At 70.9% G+C, this 21185-nt stretch carries 17 protein-coding genes; 4 read left to right on the top strand and 13 right to left on the bottom strand.

Translation table 11 applies throughout. The features are described from left to right. Positions 1–4: 4 nt before the first annotated feature. From FHX82_RS11740 to FHX82_RS11700, 9 genes are all read right to left on the bottom strand, one after another. Complete coding sequence (locus FHX82_RS11740) at positions 5–826, bottom strand: ATP-binding cassette domain-containing protein (protein WP_145935914.1); 822 nt, start codon at positions 824–826, stop codon at positions 5–7. Then, positions 804–2684, bottom strand: a complete 1881-nt coding sequence (locus tag FHX82_RS11735; RefSeq protein ID WP_221215380.1) for a dipeptide/oligopeptide/nickel ABC transporter permease/ATP-binding protein — start codon at positions 2682–2684, stop codon at positions 804–806. The genes FHX82_RS11740 and FHX82_RS11735 overlap by 23 nt, the downstream gene beginning before the upstream one ends. Beyond that, entirely contained in the window at positions 2681–3622 is a 942-nt protein-coding gene (locus tag FHX82_RS11730; protein ID WP_145935916.1) for an ABC transporter permease, read from the bottom strand. Before FHX82_RS11730 ends, FHX82_RS11735 begins: the two co-directional genes overlap by 4 nt. Then, a complete protein-coding gene (locus FHX82_RS11725; protein WP_183176560.1) occupies positions 3619–5133 on the bottom strand; it encodes an ABC transporter substrate-binding protein in 1515 nt (504 codons plus the stop codon). Before FHX82_RS11725 ends, FHX82_RS11730 begins: the two co-directional genes overlap by 4 nt. Positions 5134–5321: 188 nt before the next feature. After that, positions 5322–6065 (bottom strand): FadR/GntR family transcriptional regulator, encoded by a 744-nt coding sequence (locus FHX82_RS11720; RefSeq protein WP_145935918.1) that lies wholly within the window; start codon positions 6063–6065, stop codon positions 5322–5324. A gap of 10 nt (positions 6066–6075) precedes the next feature. Then, positions 6076–7662, bottom strand: coding sequence for an MDR family MFS transporter (locus FHX82_RS11715; RefSeq protein ID WP_145935919.1), 1587 nt, complete (start codon positions 7660–7662; stop codon positions 6076–6078). After that, on the bottom strand, positions 7659–8828 hold the full coding sequence (locus FHX82_RS37675) for a phthiocerol/phthiodiolone dimycocerosyl transferase family protein (protein ID WP_145935920.1): 1170 nt from the start codon (positions 8826–8828) through the stop codon (positions 7659–7661). The genes FHX82_RS11715 and FHX82_RS37675 overlap by 4 nt, the downstream gene beginning before the upstream one ends. Continuing rightward, a complete protein-coding gene (locus tag FHX82_RS11705; RefSeq protein WP_145935921.1) occupies positions 8825–9634 on the bottom strand; it encodes an HpcH/HpaI aldolase/citrate lyase family protein in 810 nt (269 codons plus the stop codon). The genes FHX82_RS37675 and FHX82_RS11705 overlap by 4 nt, the downstream gene beginning before the upstream one ends. A gap of 197 nt (positions 9635–9831) precedes the next feature. Next, positions 9832–10719: an AraC family transcriptional regulator gene (locus FHX82_RS11700; protein ID WP_145935922.1), complete on the bottom strand. Its 888-nt coding sequence runs from the start codon at positions 10717–10719 to the stop codon at positions 9832–9834. Between the two features lie 134 nt (positions 10720–10853). Between FHX82_RS11700 and FHX82_RS11695 the strand changes: the two genes are divergently transcribed. Then, positions 10854–11894, top strand: a complete 1041-nt coding sequence (locus FHX82_RS11695; protein ID WP_145935966.1) for an aldo/keto reductase — start codon at positions 10854–10856, stop codon at positions 11892–11894. Here the strand turns inward: FHX82_RS11695 and dusB are convergent. From dusB to rhaI, 4 genes are all read right to left on the bottom strand, one after another. Beyond that, the gene (dusB, locus tag FHX82_RS11690) at positions 11891–13036 is read right to left on the bottom strand and encodes a tRNA dihydrouridine synthase DusB (protein ID WP_145935923.1); all 1146 of its coding nucleotides are present in this window, start codon (positions 13034–13036) and stop codon (positions 11891–11893) included. The genes FHX82_RS11695 and dusB overlap by 4 nt on opposite strands. 69 nt (positions 13037–13105) lie before the next feature. Continuing rightward, positions 13106–14395: a rhamnulokinase gene (locus FHX82_RS11685; protein WP_221215881.1), complete on the bottom strand. Its 1290-nt coding sequence runs from the start codon at positions 14393–14395 to the stop codon at positions 13106–13108. 44 nt (positions 14396–14439) lie between these two features. Continuing rightward, complete coding sequence (locus tag FHX82_RS11680) at positions 14440–16461, bottom strand: bifunctional aldolase/short-chain dehydrogenase (RefSeq protein WP_145935925.1); 2022 nt, start codon at positions 16459–16461, stop codon at positions 14440–14442. After that, entirely contained in the window at positions 16449–17615 is a 1167-nt protein-coding gene (gene rhaI / locus FHX82_RS11675; RefSeq protein WP_145935926.1) for an L-rhamnose isomerase, read from the bottom strand. The genes FHX82_RS11680 and rhaI overlap by 13 nt, the downstream gene beginning before the upstream one ends. 93 nt (positions 17616–17708) lie before the next feature. Between rhaI and FHX82_RS11670 the strand changes: the two genes are divergently transcribed. Genes FHX82_RS11670 through FHX82_RS11660 form a run of 3 tightly spaced genes read left to right on the top strand, consistent with a single transcriptional unit; the run spans position 17709 to position 21150 of the window. Next, the gene (locus tag FHX82_RS11670; RefSeq protein WP_145935927.1) at positions 17709–18713 is read left to right on the top strand and encodes a LacI family DNA-binding transcriptional regulator; all 1005 of its coding nucleotides are present in this window, start codon (positions 17709–17711) and stop codon (positions 18711–18713) included. After that, entirely contained in the window at positions 18710–19174 is a 465-nt protein-coding gene (locus FHX82_RS11665; RefSeq protein WP_145935928.1) for a DUF6328 family protein, read from the top strand. Before FHX82_RS11670 ends, FHX82_RS11665 begins: the two co-directional genes overlap by 4 nt. Before the next feature lie 53 nt (positions 19175–19227). Beyond that, on the top strand, positions 19228–21150 hold the full coding sequence (locus FHX82_RS11660; RefSeq protein WP_145935929.1) for a class I SAM-dependent methyltransferase: 1923 nt from the start codon (positions 19228–19230) through the stop codon (positions 21148–21150). The last annotated feature ends 35 nt before the right edge of the window (positions 21151–21185 follow it).

Below are 21185 nucleotides of genomic sequence, written 5' to 3'. Positions count from 1 at the left end.
CCATTCAGTGGGAAGACGGCAGCAGCTCGCGCAGCCGGGCGCGCCGGGCCGCCTGCTCGTGCGGATCGGGCACGGGCACCGCGGCCAGCAGCGTCCGCGTGTACTCGTGACCGGGCTGCCCGGTCACCTGCCCGACCGGCCCCTGCTCGACCAGCCGGCCCCGGCGCAGCACCGCGACGCGGTGCGAGACGTGCCGGACGACGTCGATGTCGTGGGAGATGAACAGGTAGCTCAGGCCCCGGCGTTCCTGCAGGTCGAGCAGCAGGTTGAGGATCTGCGCCTGCACCGACAGGTCCAGCGCGCTCGTCGGTTCGTCGCAGATCAGCAGCCGCGGTTCGAGCACGAGCGCCCTGGCGATCGCGATGCGTTGCCGTTGCCCGCCGGAGAACTGGGCGGGGAACCGGGTCAGCGCGTCACGTTCGAGGCCGACCTCCGCCAGCGCCGCCGCCGCGTGCTCGACGGCCTCGCGGCGGCCGAACCGGTGGCGCGCCCGCAGCGGCGAGGTGATCGTGTGCCCGATGGTGCGCGACGGGTTCAGCGAGCCGTACGGGTCCTGGAACACCACCTGGACGTGCTCGCCCAGCTCCCGCCGCCGCTTCGGGGACACGTGCGTGATGTCCTCGCCCTCGAACCGGATTCGGCCTCCGGTGACCGGCACGAGCCCGAGTACCGCGTTGCCCAGCGTGGACTTCCCCGAGCCGGACTCACCGACGAGGCCGAGGGTCTCGCCCTCGTCGAGGTGGAGGCTCACGCCGTCCACCGCGGTCACCCTCGTGCCGAACGTGACCTGGAGGTTCTCGATCTCAAGCAACGGCTGTCCTGGCATCCCGCTCACCTCCTTCGACGCGGTCGTGGTGGATGCAGCGGGCCCGGTGTCCCGTGCGGGGTTCGAGCAGCGGGACCGGCACGGCGCAGTCGTCCGTCGCAAGTGGACATCGCGGCTGGAAGTGGCAGCCGGTCGGCCAGTGGCGGGGATCCGGGACGGTGCCGGGGATCGCGGGCAGGCGCTGCCCCGGCTCGGCCCGCCTCGGGGCGCAGCCGAGCAAGCCCGCGGTGTAGGGGTGGCGCGGGTGGTCGAACAGTTCCTCGACCGTCGCCGTCTCGACGAGGTGCCCCGCGTACATCACGTACGCCCGGGTGCACAGGTCGGCGACCACACCCCAGTCGTGGCTGATCAGCAGGACCGCCATGCCGGTGCGGGCCCGCAGCGTGCGCAGCAGTTCGAGGATCTCCGCCTGCACCGTGACGTCCAGGGCGGTGGTCGGCTCGTCCGCGATGAGCAGCTTCGGCTCGCCCGCCAGCGCCAGGGCGATGAGCACGCGTTGCGCCATACCGCCCGACAGCTCGTGCGGGTACTTGCGCACCACCAGTTCCGGGTCCGGCAGGTTGACGTCGCGCAACAGCTGCAGCGTCCTGGCCCGCACCTGCTTCCGGCTGCCGCCGCGGTGGATGCGCACCAGCTCGTCGACCTGGTGGCCCACCGTGAACACCGGGTCCAAACAGGACAGTGGCTCCTGCGACACCAGCGCGATGCCGGACCCACGCAGCTTCCGCAGGTCCGCCTGCCGCCGCGCCACGAGCTCCTCGCCACCGAACCGGATACTGCCTCCGGTGACCTGGCCGCCCGGAGGCAGCAAACCGAGCAGCGCGCGGCCGGTGATGCTCTTGCCGCAGCCCGATTCGCCGACCAGCCCGACGACCTCACCGGGACCGATGTCGAGGTGCAGCCGTTCGACGACGACCGTGTCCTCGCCGCCACGCGGCAGGGTCAGCGTCAGGTCGCGCACGGACAGCAGCGCGTCCGGCTCGGGCGCGGTTTCCGGCGGTACCACGGGAACCTGCTTCCGCCGCCGCGGGTTGGGCGGCGCGTGGCGCGCGCCCGCGTCCCGCACCGCGTCGCCGATCAGGCCGAAGGACAGGATCGCCAGCCCGATCACCACACCCGAGGGCACGAGCAGCCAGGGCTGCTGGTCGATCACCGTGGACGCGTCCGCGACCATCCCGCCCCACGTCGGCGTGGGCGGTTGCGCGCCCAGCCCGAGGTAGCCGAGACCGGTTTCGGTCAACAGTGCGGCGCCCGCGAAGATCGACGCCTGCACGGTGATCGGGCCCGCGACACGCGGCAGGATGTGCTGCACCGCGATGGCGCGGTTCGACAACCCGGCCACGCGGGCGGCGGTGATGAACAGCTCCTGTCGCACCGCGAGTGTCGAACCACGCACGACGCGGGTCAGCAGCGGCGAACCGAGGACGCCCAGCGCGATCATCGCGGCCGTCTCGTTGCTGCCCACCACGGCGAGCACGACGAGCAGCGTCACGATCACCGGCACGGCGAGCACGACGTCGACCACCCACATCACCACGCGATCGACCCAGCCGCCGAGGAAACCGGCCAGCAGCCCGGAAAGCACGCCGAGCACGAGCACGGTCAGCACGGCCTCGGCCACGCCGGACAGCGACACCCGCCCGCCGTACATCAGGCGGCTCAGCACGTCCCGGCCCAGGCTGTCGGTGCCCAGCGGGTGCAGGGCGCTCGGGCCGGACAGCACGTGGTCCAGGTCGCCGTCGGTCGGGTCGTAGGGCGCCAGCAGCGGGGCGAAGACCACCGCGAGCAGGACGACGCCGAGGTAGGCCACGGCTGCCGCGGTCAACGGGCGCCGCAGCGCCTTCCACACGGGGTTCACGGCACCCTCACCTTCGGGTTGAGCCAGCCGTAGGCGAGGTCGACGGCGAAGTTGACCACCACCACGATGAGCGTGAAGGTCAGCGCGACGCCCTGGATCATCGGCAGGTCGTGCTGGGTCGTGGACTGCACGGCGAGCCCGCCCAGCCCCGGCATCGCGAACACCGCCTCCACCAGCACGGTGCCGCCGAGCAGGCTGATCAGCATCAGCCCGATCACCGTCACCACCGGGATCGCGGCGTTGCGCAGCGCGTGCCGGAAGATGATCGAGCGCTCCGGCACGCCGTTGGCGCGCAAGGTGTGCACGAAGTCGCGGGAGAGCACGTCGAGCATGCCGTCCCGCGTCTGCTTCGCCAGGTGCGCGATGCCGTGCACGGACAGCGCGGCGACCGGCAGCACCAGGCTCGCCACCCAGCCGCCCGGCGACTCCAGGAACGGCACGTACCCGGTGGCGGGGAACAGCCGGATCGCCACCGCGAACAGCACCACCAGCACGAGCGCGAGCCAGAAGCTGGGCAACGCGAAGCCGACCATCGACAGCACGTCCACCGCCCGGCCGAGCCGCCCGCCACGCACGGCGGTGAGCACGCCGAGCCCGATGCCAACGACCGTGGCGACGACGGTGGTGCCGAGGACCAGCGCGAGCGTGACGCCCAGCCGGTGGGCGATCTCCGTGCCCACGCCGAGCCCGCTGATCGGCGAGGTGCCGAGGTCACCGGTCAGCGCGTGCCCGAGCCAGTTCCCGTACTGCGCGAGCAGCGGCTGGTCGAGGTGCAGCTGTTCGCGCAGCTGCGCGTAGCCCTCCGGCGTGTAGTTGCTGCCGAGGATCGTGCGCGCGGTGTCACCCGGGGTGAGTGACTGCAACAGGAACGTCAGCAGGGACACCACGAACACCAGCGACACCGAGATCGCGAGCCTGCGCAGGATCAGCCGGGTCATGACGCGGGCCGCCAGTCGGTCGGGTTCGCGATCGGCTCACCCCGCGTGGACTGCACGCCCGCGACGGTGGTCCGGGAGAAGAAGAACACCGGCGTGAACACGACCGGCAGGAACCACGCCTGCTCGTCGAGCCAGCGCACGATCTGCTGGTCCAGCTTCGCCCGCGTCGCTTCGTCCGCGCCCGCCGCCTGCTGGTACAGCGCGGTGAGCGCCGGGTCGCTGCTCTTGAACGGGTTGAACTGGGCCGCCGACGGCAGGTACAGCGTCTGGCCCATCAGGTACACCGGCATGGTGCCGAACCCGATGCCGTAGGCCGGGAACTTCGCGCCGGCGACGTCCTTGTTGTAGCTCGCCGCGTCCGGGTGGTTGGTGAGCTGGAGCTGGACGCCGACCTGCTTCAGCTCGTCCGCGATCGCCTGCGTGGTCAGCCCGATGTTGGCCGACGACGTGGTGACGACCGGGAGCGTGAAGCCGTTGGGATACCCGGCGTCCGACAGCAGCTGCTTCGCCTTCGCCGGGTCGTAGGTGTAGAGCTGGTTGTCGTTGTAGCCGTCCTGGCCGGGCAGCACGATCTGCTCGGTCGGCGTCCCGTACTCGCCGAACAGGGCTTTCGCGATCTTCTGCCGGTCCACCGCGTAGTTCAGCGCCTGCCGCACGCGCACGTCACGCAGCTGCGGCGCGAGGGTGCCCTGCCGGTCGGCGAGCGACAGTCCGACGAACACCTGCGGGGCCGACGCGATCCGCAGTCCGGCCGACTTCGCGGCCTCCGCCGTCGAGTAGACACCCTGGATCACGTCCACCTGCCCGGTCTTCAACGCGGCCAGCGAGGTGTTCGGGTTGGGGATGACGCGGACGACGACCTTCGAGTAGGCGACCGCGGCCTTGTTCCAGTAGTGCGGGTTCGGCACGTAGGCGTAGTGGTCGTTCGCGACGGTGCCGGACTTGTCGAGCACGTACGGGCCCGCGCCGACGGTGGTGGTCGCGAGCTGCGCCGGGTCGTTCAGCGCGGCGGTGCCGATGATGTTCCCGGCGCCGTAGTCCTGGGTGAACACGACCGGCAGCTGCGGGTTCGGCTGCGACAGCGTGAGCCGGACGGTGAGCGGGCCGGTCACGTCGATGGCGGACACAGTGGACAGTGCGGACGAGCCGGTGTGCGTCTTGCGGTAGTACTCGATGCTCGCCTTGACGCCGTCGGCGGTCAGCGGGGAACCGTCGCTGAACTGCACGTTCGGCCGCAGCTTGAGCTCGAAGACCGTGTTGCCGGCGCCGGTGTAGCCCCACGACTCCGCGAGCCGCGGCTGGAGCGTGCCCGCGGGGTCGCGGTAGATCAGTGGGTCGTACGCCAGGTTCGCGTACCACTGCCAGTCCTGGCTGATCTTGGCCGGGTCGAGGCTGTTCGGGGGACCGCCCTTGGCGATGGTGAGCGTGTGGTCGCCGCCGGAGCCGGAGCCGGAGTTGCCCGCCGTGCCGCAGGCCGTGAGGAGGAGCGCGAAGGCGGCGAAGAGAGCCACCAGCGGCTGCCACCGGGTACTCAGGGGGAAGCGTTTTTCGTGCATCGCAAGCAGACCTCGTCGTCGCCGCTGTTTCCGGACAGGGTTCAGCCACGGGCGTTCTCACGGGGGGAGGCGATTTCCGGTGGCTGGGGTGTTCTGGAGGCAGGTTAAACCTCCGAGGTTTCAGTGGTCAACCCTGTCAGGTTTCAGCGGACGATCTCGCCGTTCGCCGGAGCGGAACCTTCGCGGTCGATGCTTTCGTACGTGCCACGCAGGTAGCGCAGATGCGCCCGCTGGGCCTCCCGCGCCCCCGCCTGGTCGCCCGACTCCAGGTAGCCGGCGATTTCGCGGTGCTCGGCGTCGACCCGCACCCAGAACTGCCGCGACGCCCGCTCGCGCTGGAACCGCTCCTGCAGCACGCGGAACACGGGCTCGGCGAGCACCTCCAGCAGCGGGTTGTGGGTGGCGCGCAGGAGGCGGAAGTGGAAGTTGCGGTTGCTCGTGAACACCGTCGCGGGGTCGACGGTCGCCGGGTCGAACAACGCCTCCCGGATGAGCGCCAGCTCCTCGTCCGTGCGATGCCTGGCCGCCATCTCGGCGGCCGGCACCTCCAGCATCTCCCTGATCTCCACCAGCGCGGACACCGTCAGGTGCGCGGAGTCGGCCATGAGGACGAGGCTGGTCCGCAGCGAGGCGCTGATCTGCGCGGGGCTCGGCGTGGTCACGAACGTGCCCCCGCCGACCCCGCGCTTGACCGTGACCAGACCCTGGCTGGCGAGCGCGCGCAACGCCTCGCGCGCGGTGTTGCGGCTGACCGAGTAGTGCGCCGACAGCTCGGGCTCGGCGGGCAGGCGGTCCCCCGGCTTGAGCTCGCCGGCGAGGATCTGTTCGCGGATCCGGTCGGCGAGCCGGTCGTAGGCCGTGCCGGGGGAGTCGCCGTTGCCAGCCATGGAGAGCACGCTACTGGTCGGGGCCGGCTTGCTCGGCGGTCATGGTGCTCCTCCTCGTCGATACGAAGACTGTACCCGTAAAACTCGGAGGTTTGGAAGCTTCACCGCGCCTCCGCAGCCGGATCTCGGGCAGCACCCACGCGAGGACCACCGCGAGCACCGCGACCCCGGCTGCGGTCAGGAACACCGCTCGGAGCGCGTCGGCGAACGCGGTGAGGAACCCGGCCCGCAGGTCCGGGGACAACGCGTCGATCTGCGCCCGGTCGATGTTGATCCCCCGCGCGGAGAACCGCTCCACGACCGGTGCGGGCACCGTGGCGGACAGCGCCGAGCCCAGCCGTCCGGCGAAGACGGCACCCAGCACCGCGACCCCGAACGACGCCCCGAGCGTCTGGCTGAAGGTCGTCGTCGAGGTCGCCACGCCGACGTCCCGCTGACCCACGGCACTCTGCGCGACCACGAGCATCACGGAGTTGACCATCCCGAGCCCGACGCCGAGCGCGCCCAGCGCGAGCGCCTGCGTCCAGTAGGGCGCCGACACCCCGAGCGCCGCCAGCCCGAACATGCCCGCCGTGAGCAGGCTCGTGCCCGCGAGCGGGAAGATCCGGTACCGCCCGAACTTCGCGACCAGGTGGCCCGAAGTCGTCGCCGTCACCGCCCAGCACAACCACAGCGGAGCCAGCCGCAACCCGGACGCGGCGGGCGAAACCCCGTCGACGACCTGCAGGAACAGCGGTACGAAGATCGTCGCACCGAGGGTCGCGACGCCGAGGCAGAACACCAGCGGAACGAGCACGCGCACCACGCGGTTGCCGAACAGCCGTAGCGGCAGCATCGGTTCCGGCGCCCTGCGCTCGACGGCGACGAACACGCCGAGGAACACCACCCCGACCGTCACCAGCGCGAGCACCGCCGGGGACGACCACGGCAGCGTGTTGCCACCCCAGCTCGCCACCGACAGCAGCGCCGCCGCGCCGATCGAGAGCGTCACCGGGCCCCACCAGTCGATACGCGGCTTCCCCGGCGGCCGCGCGGGCAGCTTCAGCTTGAGCGCCACGACGACCAGCGCGGCCACGCCGATCGGCACGTTCACGTAGAACACCCAGCGCCAGCCCACGCCCTGCGTCAGCAGGCCGCCGAGCAGGGGCCCCGTCACGGTGCCCAGCGCGTGGACGGACTGCATGAAACCCAGGTAGCGGCCGCGTTCCGCGGGCGGGATCAGCTCGGCGAGGATCGCCTGTGAACCGACCACGAGCCCGCCCGCGCCCAGGCCCTGCACGGCGCGGAACACGACGAGCTGCGTGAAGCTCCCGGCGAGCCCGCACAGCGCGGAACCGGCCAGGAACAACACGAGCGACGTCTGGAACAGCCGCTTCCGGTCGAAGAGGTCGGCGAGCTTTCCGTGCACCGGCATGGAAATCGCCACGGTCAGCGCGTAGGCGGTGACCACCCAGGACAGGTGCGTCAGCTCCCCCAGGTCGGTCGCGATCGTCGGCAGCGACGTCGCCACCACCGTCTGGTCCAGCGCGGCGAGCAGCGTGGCCAGCATGAAGCCGGGCAGCACCACGAGCACCTTCGGATCGAGCTTCGCCGTCACGGGACCTCCTGCAGCAGGTTCGCCGTGATGCGCTTGTGCAGCTGTGACGCGTCGTCCGCGGAGTACAGGTCACCCGGATAGCGGCTGAGAATCGTGAGCCTGCCGCCGTAGGTGTAGACGGGGTAGCTCGGGTAGATCCCGACCTTCGCGGGCGAGAGCGTGCGGAAGTCGACGATCTCGAGGCCCGGCGCCTCGGCGAACGGCGGCATGACGCCGTAGTTGGACACCAGCACGATCGCCAGGTGCCGGTCGAGCGACGTGTCGAACACCGTCGTCGGCGGCCCGGTCGGCAGCTCGTGGTTCGCGATCGCCTCGTCCAGCGAGGCTTTCAGCGTCCGCCCGATCGCGACGGGGCTGGCCTCGGGCTCGACGACGGCGAGCGCCTCGTGGATCAGCGACAGGTTCGTCGTCTCCGTCGGGCCGACCGGCGGGGTGAGCCGGTGGCGCACGTTGACCGGGGACCAGTACATCATCGCCACCGGGCCGTCGGCCGTGCCGTGGTCGCGGTGCGCGGCCAGTATCGCGCCGGAGACCAGTGCGTGCACGGAGATTCCGGCCTTCTTCGCTCGCCGAACGATCATCTTGGTGTCTACTGTAGACAGATGAATTCGGCCTTCGAGCAGGTCGTGTGCCGGTTTCGGTGGTTTGGCCTGCCCGGGCTCCTGTGTCAGCTCCGTGCCGTGCAGCCGCTCGTGCAGCAGGTGTTCCGGAGATCGAGGTAGCGTGTTCCCCGGTTCCACAGTGGACATACCGGTGGTCTTGAGCTCGCGATAGTGCTGCCACAGCTCGGAGAACATCGCCATCCGGTTGCCCCCGTCGGCGATGGCGTGGTCCAGCCGGAAGGCGACGAACCCGCCCTGATCGCCGCGGACGAGGACGAGCTGGGCCAGCGTCTTCCCGGAGTCCCATGGGCTGCGGACGATCCGCAGGAGGGTCTCCTCGCCGCCGTCGTGCGCTTCCAGCTTCGGCTGGTGCTCGGGCGGAACGTGCAGCAGGTAACCGGTTCCGTCGTGGTGGATCAGGCCGCGGAGCACGGGATGCCGCAGGCACACCAGCTCGAACGACCGGTCCAGCGCGGTTTCGTCGAGTTCCCCACGGTATTCGACGACGTAGGAGGGAGCGTTGTCCAGGCTTCGGATCTCCAGGTCGTCCAGGTAGCGCTTCACCGGGCCACCGCGAGCACCCGGCGGGCGCGGTCGACGATGGGCTTGCCCACGACGTGCCCGTCGCGCGCGGTGACGGAACCGTTCCCTGACGCGGCAACGATTTCCCGTGCCCACTGCACTTCCTCCGCCGACGGCGAGAAGGCGGCGTTCACCACCGGAACCTGTCGCGGGTGCAGGCACAGCTTGCCGGTGAAGCCGAACTCCACCGCGTGAGCCGCGTCCGACCGGAGCAGGTCGAGGTCCTCCAGCGCGACGGTGACGCCGTCGATCGGCGCGGGCGCGCCGGCTGCGGCCGAGGCCAGCACGACCTGCGAGCGGGCGAACGCGAGCGCGGGCTGGTCGGCGAGGTCGATGCCGATTTCCCTGGCCAGGTCGGCGTTTCCGAACACCGCCCGCACGACACCGGGCGCGGCGCACACCTCGCGGGCGTTGAGGACGCCCGCCGACGTCTCCAGCAGCGGGAGCACCCCGGACCCGGCGGGCAACCGGTCGAGCAGGTCGGCGATTTCGGCCGCACCACTGGTTTTCGGCAGCATCACGGCGCAACGGTGATCGCTCAGCATGGCCACGTCGTCGTCGTACCAGGGCGTGCCGTAACCGTTGATGCGGACGACACCCGTGCCGCCGGAGGCGAACCAGCGGCCGATGTTCTCGCGCGCCAGCGGCTTTTCCTGTGGTGCCACGGCGTCTTCGATGTCGAGCACGATGTCGTCGGCACCGCTGTTGGCGGCCTTGGCGAAACGGTCGGGCCGGTGCCCGGGGACGAAGAGCAGCGAGCGTGCCTGTGTGAGGGGACTCCAGAACACGGTTACTCCAGTTCGGTAGTCGGTGTCTTTCCCCGGAAAAGGGCAGCGTGCGGCCCTCGCTGACTTCCAGGGATTGCGGGCGAGCAGTTCCAGGAGTCGGCCGTGACTCCCGCCCGGACATCGACGTTATTGAATCCGTAGCGCAGGCAACCATCCGTGATCCGAAGGGTTTCGTCCGATACGCGCACGGACCCCGGTCAGATCCGCACCTCGTCGGCGCTTCCCGTGCGCGCCAGATCACGTCCCGGCGGCAGCCCGAACGCACGCCGGTACTCCCGGCTGAACTGCGACCGGCTCTCGTACCCGACGAGGAAACCGGCTTCCCCGGCCTCGACCCGCTGGGTGAGCAGCAGCGAACGGGCCTCCTGGAGCCGGATCTGCTTCTGGAACTGGATCGGCGTCATCGACGTCGCCGCTCGGAAGTGCCGGTGGAACGCCGACGGGCTCATGCCCGCGATCGCCGCCAGCTCCGCCACCCGCACCGGCTCGCGGAAGTGCTCGCGCAACCACCGCACAGCCCGCCCGACGTGCGCGAGGTGGCTGCCGGGCAGCCCGATCTGCCGCACCAGCCCGCCCTGCTCTCCCGTCAGCAGCCGCCAGTGGATCTCCCGCTCCAGCGCCGGCCCGAGCACCCGCAGATCGGCGGGGTCGTCCAGCGTCCGCAGCAACCGCACGACAGGATCGAGCAAAGCGGCCGGTGCGTCGGTCACCACCAGACCGGTCAGCGCGGGGGCGGCCGGGGACGGCGCTTCGAGCAGCAGCGGCGCCAGCACCTCGGGTTTGAGGTTCATGCTGAACACCGCGAGCGGCTCGGCCGGGGCGGCACGCAACGCCTGCCCGGTCACCGGCAGGTCGACGGACACGACCGCGTACTGCCCGGCGTGGTAGTCGTACGCCTTTCCGTTCACCACAGTGCGTTTCACCCCCTGCGCCACGATCGCGACGGACGGCTCCGCCATCACCGCCACCGGCCGGGTCGGGCGCGCGACGCCGGTGATCGCGGCGCCGCCAGGCAACCTCCGTTTGTGCCCGGAGGTGCCGGCGTGGCGCAGGATCAGTGCGCGCAGTTCGTCACGGAGGTCCACGGTCCCAGCCAAGCACGCCGGTCGCGATCGCGCCGCGGCGAGCAGGATCCGGCACGGCGGCGGCAGGATCACGCACACCGAGGCCCCGAATAGCTGGTCGAATGGACCTCGTCACGATCAGCGACAGGAGGACCATGCGCTACCGCACGTTGGGCTCGACCGGGGTGAAGGTGAGCCCGCTCTGCCTCGGCACCATGATGTTCGGCGCCTGGGGCAACGCCGACCACGACGACGCCGTGCGCGTCGTCCACGCCGCACTGGACGCCGGGGTCAACTTCGTCGACACCGCGGACGTCTACTCCGCCGGGGAATCCGAGCGGATCGTGGGCAAGGCGCTGGCGAAACGCAGGGACGACGTCGTGCTCGCGTCCAAAGTGAACTCCCCGATGGGTGCGGACCCGAACCGGCGCGGCAGCTCCCGCCGCTGGATCGTGCGGGCCTGCGAGGACAGCCTGCGCCGGCTCGGCACCGACCATCTCGACCTCTACCAGGTCCATCGGCCCGATCCCGACACCGCGATCGACGAGACGCTCGGTGCGCTCACCGATCTCGTGCGCCAGGGCAAGGTTCGCTACGTGGGCTCGTCGACGTTCTCGCCGTCGGCGATCGTCGAGGCGCAGTGGAGTGCGCAGCGCCGCGGGCACGAGCGGTTCGTCACCGAGCAGCCGCCGTACTCGCTGCTGGTCCGCGGGATCGAGGCGGAGGTGCTGCCCACGTGCGAGCGGCACCGGATGGGTGTGCTGACGTGGAGTCCCCTGGCGGGTGGCTGGCTCAGCGGGCAGTGGCGGCGCGACCGGGACGGACTGTCGAGCCGCCGAACAATCCACATGCCGCATGCGGCCACGCACGCGCACTACGACCTGGGGATTCCCGCGAACCAGGCGAAGCTCGACGCCGCGACCGCGCTGGCGCAGCTCGCCGACGACGCCGGTGTTCCGCTGGTGCACCTCGCGCTGGCGTTCGTGCTGCGCCACCCCGCGGTCACCGCAGCGGTGATCGGGCCGCGCACGATGGCGCACCTGACCGGTCAGCTCGGCGCGGCGGACCTCGAACTGGAGGACGACCTCCTCGACCGCATCGACGAGATCGTCCCGCCCGGCACGACCGTCAACCCGGACGACGCCGGATACCTGTCGGTGCCGCTGGTCCGCGCGAACAACCGCCGAAACCGCTAACCGCCGGAGTGCATGTCCTCGGCCTCGGGAACGAGGTCGTCGTCGGGGTTGTCGAGCCAGCCGTGCGGCAGCGTGACCTTGCCGGGTGAACCCTGGCGGCCGCGCGGGCCGGTTGCCGCCTCCGGGAAGGGGGCGTCGTGGTCCAGCTGGGCGATCAGGTCGTCCAGCTGCGCCATGCTCGACACCATCGCGAAACCGCGGCGCAGTTCCGAGCCCACCGGGAAGCCCATGAAGTACCAGGCCATGTGCTTGCGGATGTCACGCATCGCCTTGTCGTGCCCGTCGTGCTGGACCAGCAGTTCCGTGTGGCGGCGCAGCACCCGCGCGACCTCGCCCAGCGTCGGCGGGGTCGGCTGGGGGCGGCCGGCGAACGCGGCCTCCAGCTCGCCGAACAGCCAGGGCCTGCCGAGGCACCCGCGGCCGACGACCACGCCGTCACAGCCGGTCTGGGCCATCATGCGCAGCGCGTCGTCGGCGGTGAAGATGTCACCGTTGCCCAGCACCGGAATGGTGGTGACGGCATCCTTGAGCGCGGCGATCTTGGTCCAGTCGGCCTGGCCGGAGTAGCGCTGCGCGGCGGTGCGGGCGTGCAGGCTGACGGCGGCGGCGCCCTCGGCCTCGGCGATGCGCCCGGCGTCGAGGAACGTGTGGTGGTCGTCGTCGATGCCGACGCGGAATTTGACGGTGAACGGCACCCCGGCGGACTCGGCGGCCTTGACGGACGCGGCGACGATCTGCCCGAACAGCCGCCGCTTGAACGGCAGCGCCGCGCCGCCGCCCTTGCGGGTGACCTTCGCGACGGGGCAGCCGAAGTTGGAGTCGATGTGGTCGGCGAGCCCCTCGCCCACGATGATGCGGACAGCCTCGGCCATCGTCTTCGGGTCCACCCCGTAGAGCTGCATCGACCGGGGCTTCTCGTGCTCGCCGAACGTCATCATGTGCATGGTCCCGGGATGCCGCTCGACAACGGCCCGGGCGGTGATCATCTCGCAGACGTAGATGCCGGCGCCGTACTCCTGGCACAGCTGCCGGAACGCGACGTTGGTGATCCCGGCCATGGGCGCGAGCACGACCGGCGGATCGACGTCGTAGGGACCGATCCTCAGTGCGGGCTTGGTCAGGGTCTGGGTCACGCCCTCCATTGTCGCCCGTGCCCGAGCCCACGTGCATCCGCCCTGGTCGTACACCTCGCTGAGCAGGGCGGACGCACCTCACCCCGGCTGGTACTCCCGCAACACCTGGGTCCGCGCGAGCAGCTCCCGCATCTCCGCCAGCCCGCCGTCGAACACCCCTGCCGCGCGGGCCTGCACCAGGACGTTTCCCAGCGCCGTCGCCTCGACCGGGCCCGCCACCACCGGCAGGCCGCACGCCTCCGCCGTCAGGCGGCACAACAGCTCGTTCCGCGCCCCGCCGCCGACGATGTGCACCACGTCCACCCGCCGGCCCGACAGCCGCACCGCGTCGGCGATCGCCCGGCGGTACGCGTCCGCCAGGCTGTCCAGCACGCACCGCGTGAACTCCGGCGGCGTCCGTGGCACCGGCTGGCCCGTCTCCGCACACACGGCCGCGATCCGCGACGGCATGTCGCCCGGCGGCAGGAACCGCGGGTCGTCCACGTCCACCACCGACCGCCGCGGGAGCCGGGACGCCTCGGCCAGCAGCGGCGTCAGGCCCTCGATCTCCCACGTCCGCAGGCACTCCTGCAGCAACCACAGGCCCGTCACGTTCCGCAGGTACCGGATCGTGCCGTCGACCCCGACCTCGTTGGTGAAGTTCGCCGCGCGCCCGGCCTCGGTCAGCACCGGCTCGTCCAGCTCCAACCCGACGAGCGACCACGTGCCCGACGAGATGTACGCGAAGTTCGCCCCGCCCGCCGGGACCGCCGCCACCGCCGACGCCGTGTCGTGCGAACCCACCGCGTGCACCGGCGTCCCCTCGTACGTGCCGGCGAAGTCACCGGGACGCCGCAGGGGCGGAAACATGTCGACGTCCAGCCCGACCCGTTTCGCCACCTCCGTCGACCAGCGGCCGGTCCGCGGGTCGAGCAGCGCTGTCGTCGACGCGTTCGTCAGCTCCGTGCCCGCGACGCCGGTCAGCCAGTACGACAGCAGGTCCGGCACCAGCAGCACGCTGTCCGCCCACCGCAGCCGTGAGTCGGCGGCCAGCTGGAACACCGTGTTGAACGGCAGGAACTGGATTCCGGTCTCGGCGTAGAGGTTCGGGACCTTCGCCAGCACCTCCTCCAGCACCCGCTCGGTCCGGTCGTCCCGGTAGTGCACCGGCGTGCCGACCAGTTCGCCCTCGTCGTCGAGGAGGCCGTAGTCCACGGCCCACGAGTCGATGCCGATCGCGTCCACCGGTCCCGCCGCGCGCAGCCCGGTCAGCACCTCCTGGTACAGCGCGAGGATGTCCCAGTGCAGCCGCGCGCCCGCGCGCACGGGGCGGTTCGGGAAGCGGTGCACCTCGGTGAGTTCGAGCCCGCGTGACAGGTCGCCGACCATCACCCGTCCGCTCGACGCGCCGAGGTCCACCGCCGCGAAGGCGCTCACCGCAGGAACGCCGCGGCCACCCCGGCGTCCACCGGCACGTGCAGGCCGGTGGTGTGGGACAGCTCGCCGCCGGTCAGCGCGAACACCGCGTTCGCCACGTGCTCGGGCAGCACCTCGCGGTTGAGCAGGGTCCGCTTGGCGTAGAACGCGCCCAGCTCCTCCTCCGGCACGCCGTAGACCGCCGCCCGCTGCGCGCCCCAGCCGCCCGCGAAGATGCCGGACCCCTGCACCACCCCGTCGGGGTTGATGCCGTTGACGCGGATGCCGTGCTCGCCCAGTTCCGCCGCGAGCAACCGCACCTGGTGCGCCTGGTCGGCCTTCGCGGCGCCGTACGCGATGTTGTTCGGGCCCGCGAACACGCCGTTCTTGCTGGCGATGTACACGAGGTCGCCGCCGAAGCCCTGCGCTGTCATCACCCGCGCCGCCTCGCGCGACATCAGGAACGAGCCGCGGGCCATCACGTCGTGCTGCACGTCCCAGTCGCGCGCCGACGTCTCCAGCAACGGCTTGGAGATCGACAGCCCCGCGTTGTTCACCACCAGGTCCACGCCACCGAAAGCCAGTGCGGCAGCACGGAACGCGGCCGCGACCTGCTCCTCGTCGGTCACGTCTGCGACCACCGAGACCGCCTTGTCCGGCCCGCCCAGCTCCTCGGCGACCTCGCTCGCGTCGGCCAGGTCCGCGATCACCACGCATGCGCCTTCGGCGACGAGCCGCCGCGCGATGGCCTTGCCGATGCCCGAACCACCGCCGGTCACGAGGGCAACCCGGGTTGCCAGCGGTTTCGGCTTCGGGCGGCGACGCAGCTTCGCCTCCTCCAGCGACCAGTACTCGATGCGGAACTTCTCGCCCTCGTCGATCGGCGCGTAGGTGGACACGGCCTCGGCGCCACGCATGACGTTGATCGCGTTGACGTAGAACTCCCCGGCGACGCGCGCGGTCTGCGCGTCGGCGCCGAACGAGAACATGCCGACGCCCGGCACGAGCACGATCGCCGGGTCCGCGCCGCGCATCGTCGGCGAGTCCGGGAGGGCGTGCCGCGTGTAGTAGGCGCGGTACTCCTCGCGGTACTCCGCGTGCAGCTCCTTCAGCCGCGCGATCACCGCGTCGAGCGGAGCCGTCGGCGGGAGGTCGAGGACGAGCGGGCGGACCTTCGTGCGCAGGAAGTGGTCCGGGCACGACGTGCCGAGCGCCGCGAGCCGCGGATGTTCCTTGCGTGCCAGGAAGTCCAGCACCACGTCCGAGTCGGTGAAGTGCCCGACCTGCCGCTTGTCCGTGGACGCGAGACCGCGGATCACCGGCGCCAGCGCGGCCGCGCGTTCCCGGCGGGCGGCCTCGGGCAGCGGCTCGTGCACCACTGCACCGAACGGCTCGGCCCGGCCGTGTTCGGTGAGGAACCGCGCCGCCGTGCGGATGATTTCGAGCGAGTGCGCCTCGGCCTCATCCGAGGTGTCGCCCCACGCCGTGATCCCGTGCCCGCCCAGGATGCAGCCGATCGCCTGCGGGTTCTCCGCCTTGATCGCTGCGATGTCCAGCCCCAGCTGGAAACCCGGCCGCCGCCACGGCACCCACACCACGCGGTCGCCGAAGCACTGCTCGGTCAGCTTCTGCCCGTCCGCGGCGGTGGCCAGCGCGATGCCGGAGTCCGGGTGGAGGTGGTCCACGTGCGCGGCGTCGACCAGCCCGTGCATCGCGGTGTCGATCGAGGGCGCGGCACCGCCGTGGCCGTGCAGGCAGTAGTCGAACGCGGCGACCATCTCGTCCTCGCGCTCGACACCGGGGTACACGTCCACCAAGGCGCGCAACCGGTCCAACCGCAGCACGGCCAGCCCGGCCTCGGTCAAGGTGCCGAGATCACCGCCGGAACCCTTGACCCACAACAGTTCCACCGGCCGCCCGGTCACCGGATCGACGGCCTCGCCCTTCGCGGAGGTGTTGCCGCCGGCGTAGTTCGTGTTGGCCGGATCGGAGCCGAGCCGGTTGGCGCGCGCGACGAGGTCCTCGATCACGCGCCCCACCCCGCCTGCTCGCCGCCGACGCGCTCGGCCACGATGCGCTCGCCGTAGCCGGACCGCCGGTACGCGGCGAGCGGGTCCGGGTCGAGTCCCTGTTCCTCGCGCAGTTCGGCGAGCAGCGGGCGGACGTCGGTTCGGTAGGCGTCCATCAGGACCTCGTTGGCGGCCAGCACGTCACCCGCGTTCTGCGCCCTGGCCAGCTCATCGCGGTCCACCAGCAGCGCCTTGGCGGTGGCCTCCTGCACGTTGAGCACCGACCGGATGATCGCGGGGATCTTGGCCTCGATGTTGTGGCACTGGTCGAGCATGAACGCGACGCCGGTCTCGGGCTCGTACCCGCCGCCGCGCACCACCTCGTACATGATCCGGAACAGCCCGAACGGGTCCGCCGCGCCTGCCATCAGGTCGTCGTCGGCGTAGAAACGGGAGTTGAAGTCGAACGCGCCGAGCTTTCCGGCCCGCAGCAGGAAGGCGACGATGAACTCGATGTTGGTGCCCGGCGCGTGGTGCCCGGTGTCGACACACACCACGGCCTTTTCGCCCAGCTGCAGGCAGTGCGCGTACGACGTGCCCCAGTCCGGCACGTCCATTGTGTAGAACGCGGGCTCGAACAGCTTGTACTCCAGCACCATCCGCTGGTGCTCGCCCAGCCGGTCGTACACCGCGGCGAGCGCTTCGGCGAGCCTGTCCTGGCGGGCGCGGATGTCGTCTTGGCCCGGGTAGTTCGTGCCGTCGGAGAACCACAGTTTGAGGTCGCGCGAACCCGTCTCGTCCATGACGTCGACGCATTCGAGCAGGTGAGCAAGCGCTTTCCGGCGGATGCGCGGATCGGGGTTCGTGACGCTGCCGAGCTTGTAGTCGTCGTCCTGGAACACGTTCGAGTTGACCGTGCCGAGCCGGATTCCGGCGGCCTCCGCGTATTTCGCGAGCCTTCCGTAATCGTCCACGCGGTCCCACGGGATGTGCAGCGCGATCGACGGCGCGATGCCCGTGAGTGCGTGCACCCGGGCGGCGTCGTCGATCTTCTCCTCGACCGTGCGCGGAACTCCGGGCTGGGCGAAGACCTTGAATCGGGTACCGGAGTTTCCATAGGCCCAGGAGGGCGTTTCGATCTGCTGGGAACGGAGGCGGGATTTGACCGCGGAAGGCGTGGGCATGAAGTTCTCCCAAAGGGGGAGTGGGCCGCCACTTTAGCCTGAAACGTTTCATGTGCATGATAGGGTGTGCAGCCAGTCAGAGCAAGGGGGGCCATGGTCGGCATCAAGGACGTGGCCAGGGAGGCCGGGGTCTCCATCGGCACGGTGTCCAATGTGGTCAACCGGCCGCACGTGGTGTCGGCGTCGACCCGCACCCGCGTGCTGTCGGTCATCGAGCGGCTGGGGTACGTCCGGGACGAGTCCGCGCGGCAGCTGCGCGCCGGCCGCAGCCGCATCATGGCGTTGCTGGTGCTCGACCTCGGCAACCCGTTCTTCGTGGACCTCGCGCGCGGCGCCGAGGAGGCGGCGCACGACGAGGGCCTCAACGTGATCACGTGCAACAGCGGCCAGCGCGTCGACCTGGAGGCGTCGTACCTGTCGATGCTCGCCGAGCAACGCGTTCGCGGCGTGCTGCTGAGCCCGGTCGACACCACGGGCGAGGCGTTGGAAACTTTCCGCCGTCGCTCCATTCCGTACGTTCTGGTCGACCGCAAGGTGCCCGCGGCCAAGGCGAGTTCCGTGTCGGTGGACGACGTCGCGGGCGGCGCGCTCGCGGGCGGGCACCTGCTGGAGGCGGGGCACCGGCACGTGGCGTTCGTCAACGGGCCGCATGTGCTGGAGCAGTGCCGGGACCGGGAGCAGGGCGTGCGTTCCGCGCTCGACGGTTCGGGCGCGCGGCTGTCGGTGCTGGAGACCAGCGCGCTGGACGTGGCGTCGGGCCGGGACGCGGGCGCGCGGCTGCTGGGCATGAGCCCGCGGCCGACGGCCGTGTTCTGCGCCAACGACCTGCTCGCGCTGGGCGTGTTGCAGGCGATGGTGTCGGCGGGGGTGCGGGTGCCGGACGAGATGGCGATCGTGGGCTACGACGACATCGAGTTCGCCGCGGCCGCCGCGGTGCCGCTGACTTCGGTGCGCCAGCCCGCGAAACGGCTCGGGCGCACCGCCGCGGAGCTGCTCATCGCGGAGACCAAAGGCGACGGTGAGCAGGTGGAGCACCGGCAGGTGGTGTTCACGCCGGAGCTCGTGGTCCGCGATTCGACGCGGCACCACGTACGCTGACCGGCGTGCCCGAGCCCGACGAGACCCCGAACCAGCGCCTCAGCCGCAACGTCAGTGAGCTGCTGAGCGAGCTGCGGGTGGCGCAGGCGGGCGTGCAGATCCTGTTCGGTTTCCTGTTGTCGGTGGTGTTCACGGCGCAGTTCCGCCAGGCCAGCGGGGTCGAGAAGTCGATGCACCTGGTGGCGGTGCTGCTCGCGGCACTGGCGACGGCCCTGCTCGCGGCACCGGCGGCGTGGCACCGGATCCTGTTCCGCGAGCGCCGCCGCGAGGACATCCTGCGAGTGGGCAACAGGACCGTGCTGGCGGGCCTGGTCTGCCTGGCGGCCGCGGTGTCCGACGTGGTCGCCCTCATCGCGAAGGTGGTGTACGGCCCCATCGCGATGGCCGTGGTGGGTGGTCTGGTCGCCGCGGCGTTCTGCGTGCTGTGGTTCGTGATCCCGGCACTGCTGAGAAGGCGCTGAGCCTTGCCTGCCCCGATAAACTGAATTGCGTTCTCGGGGAGAAAATCAACTTCGTGTCCGGAGGTCTCGTGGCCCGGCTCGCCGCTTTTCTCGCCTGGTCGAGTCAAGCGCCCAACCGGGTGGCGGTCGACCGGGCGGTGGCAGTGGTCAAACGCGTTCTGGGCGAGCACGGCTACGAGACCTACGACTGGTTCGAGCGGCAGAGCCTGAAGAACGTGCACGACAAGGTGGGTGACGAAATCACCGACTCGGACCTGGTCGTGCTCGACGGCACCACCCACCGGGCGAACCTCGCGTACGAAGCCGGTTTCGCCCACGCGTTGCGGCTGCCGCTGATCGTGGTGAAACAGAACGGTTCCGAACGGCTGCCGGAGAATTTCGGGGAGCCCAATTTCCTCGTCTACCCGCCCGAAGCCGATGACGAAGAGGGATTCACCTCCTTCGCGAACCGTTTCGACGCGTTGTTGACGGAACTCGCGGGTTCCACCCTCGGCGCCGGACAGCGGGCGGCGCGCCGGAGCCGTAACGCGCTCGGGGACCGCCTTTCCCGCCTCATCGACGGCTACCCCACCGAGCACGCGGGCCTGCACCTCATCAGCGGCTGGGCCGCCACGCTCGCGGGGCAGTTGGATTCGGGCGGCGCCGCCCAGTTCGGCGTCGACGCGGACTACTACCAGCACAGCTTCGCGAGCCTGCGCGGCTGGGAGGGTGGCCGGATCCGCGCCATCGCCGACCTGACCGACGAGACGGAGCAGTTCTGGACGCGGCGGCATCCCGAGGAGATGACGTTCAACGTCAGCGAGCGCATCTTCCTCGTCGACTGGACCTGGTTCTTCGAGGACGAGGACAGGCTGGAGCAGCAGATCGAGCTGTGGGAACGGCACAAGGCCCGGCACGCCGAGGGGTACGATATCTACGTCGCGACGAAGGAGGACCTGGGGCCGGGCGAGGTGCACCCGCTCGGGCAGACGGCGGTGGGGCACCACCTGCTGCTGGCCGAGCCGGACGTCGTCGGCGGCTACCAGGTGCACCCGGCACGCGCCGACGGGCGGCGCCTGGTGATCGAACGCGATCCGCACCGTTACGGCAGCGCGGCCGAGTTCTACGACGGCGTCCTCAACCGCTCGTCGCGGTTCGAGCCGGGGATGACCGCCGCGGACCTGCGTCGTGAGTGGCTCGCGCGCACCGGCACCGGGCGGTGGGACCCGGAGTGGAGCACCAACGGTTTCCCCCGCGGCTACTTCGAGCACTACGACCGGCACATCCGCTGCTGGATCCCGCACTACGCGGAGCTGGTCCAGGACTGCGCGACAGCGGTGTTCCGCGAGGTGCTGCGGACCTACCGCGCGCGGATGCGGCCGGTGGAGCTGCTGGAGCTCGGTTTCTGGGCGGGCAGGCTGACCAGGGAGGTCGTGCCGTGGGCGGTGCACCTCAACCGGCCGTTCTACGACCTGGAGCAGGAGGGCCCGATCCGGCGTTACCGCGCGATCGAGCGGACCGAGCAGAGCGCCCGGTACGTGCGTGAGCTGCTGCGGCCGGAGCAGCAGACGGGGCTGGACCTGCGCCTCGCGCGCAGCACCCCTTGGGAAGAGGTCGAAGGCCGTTACGACGTGGTCTTCGGGGCGCTGGTGCTGCACTTCCTCATCGGACCGGAGCCGGCCGTGGACGCGCTCGACGCGTTCTTCACCGCGGCCGGCGAGCACGTCGCGGCAGGCGGTGCGCTGGTCTTCACCGACGTCTTCGGCAGGGAGAACGGGCAGGCCGCCGTCGAGCTGTGGCAGGAGTGGATGGTCCGCAACGGGCTCGCGAAGGACGCGGTGGACGCCTACCTCGCCGCGAACGAAGCCATGACCACCGCGGTTCCGGTGACGCGGCTGCGGGAGGCCGCGACCCGGCACGGCTTCGGCACGCTGGTGCGCGTGGTCGGCGACCGCGATCTTCCGTTCCGCACGGTCGTGTTCCGCAGCGAGGAGTGACCGTCTCCCCGAAACCGGCCTGTCCGCCCCGTTTC

Origin of the sequence: Amycolatopsis bartoniae (genome assembly GCF_014191255.1) — a bacterium.
Classification (GTDB): Bacteria; Actinomycetota; Actinomycetes; order Mycobacteriales; family Pseudonocardiaceae; genus Amycolatopsis_E; species Amycolatopsis_E bartoniae.
This window is presented reverse-complemented; position numbering and strand designations above follow the sequence as displayed.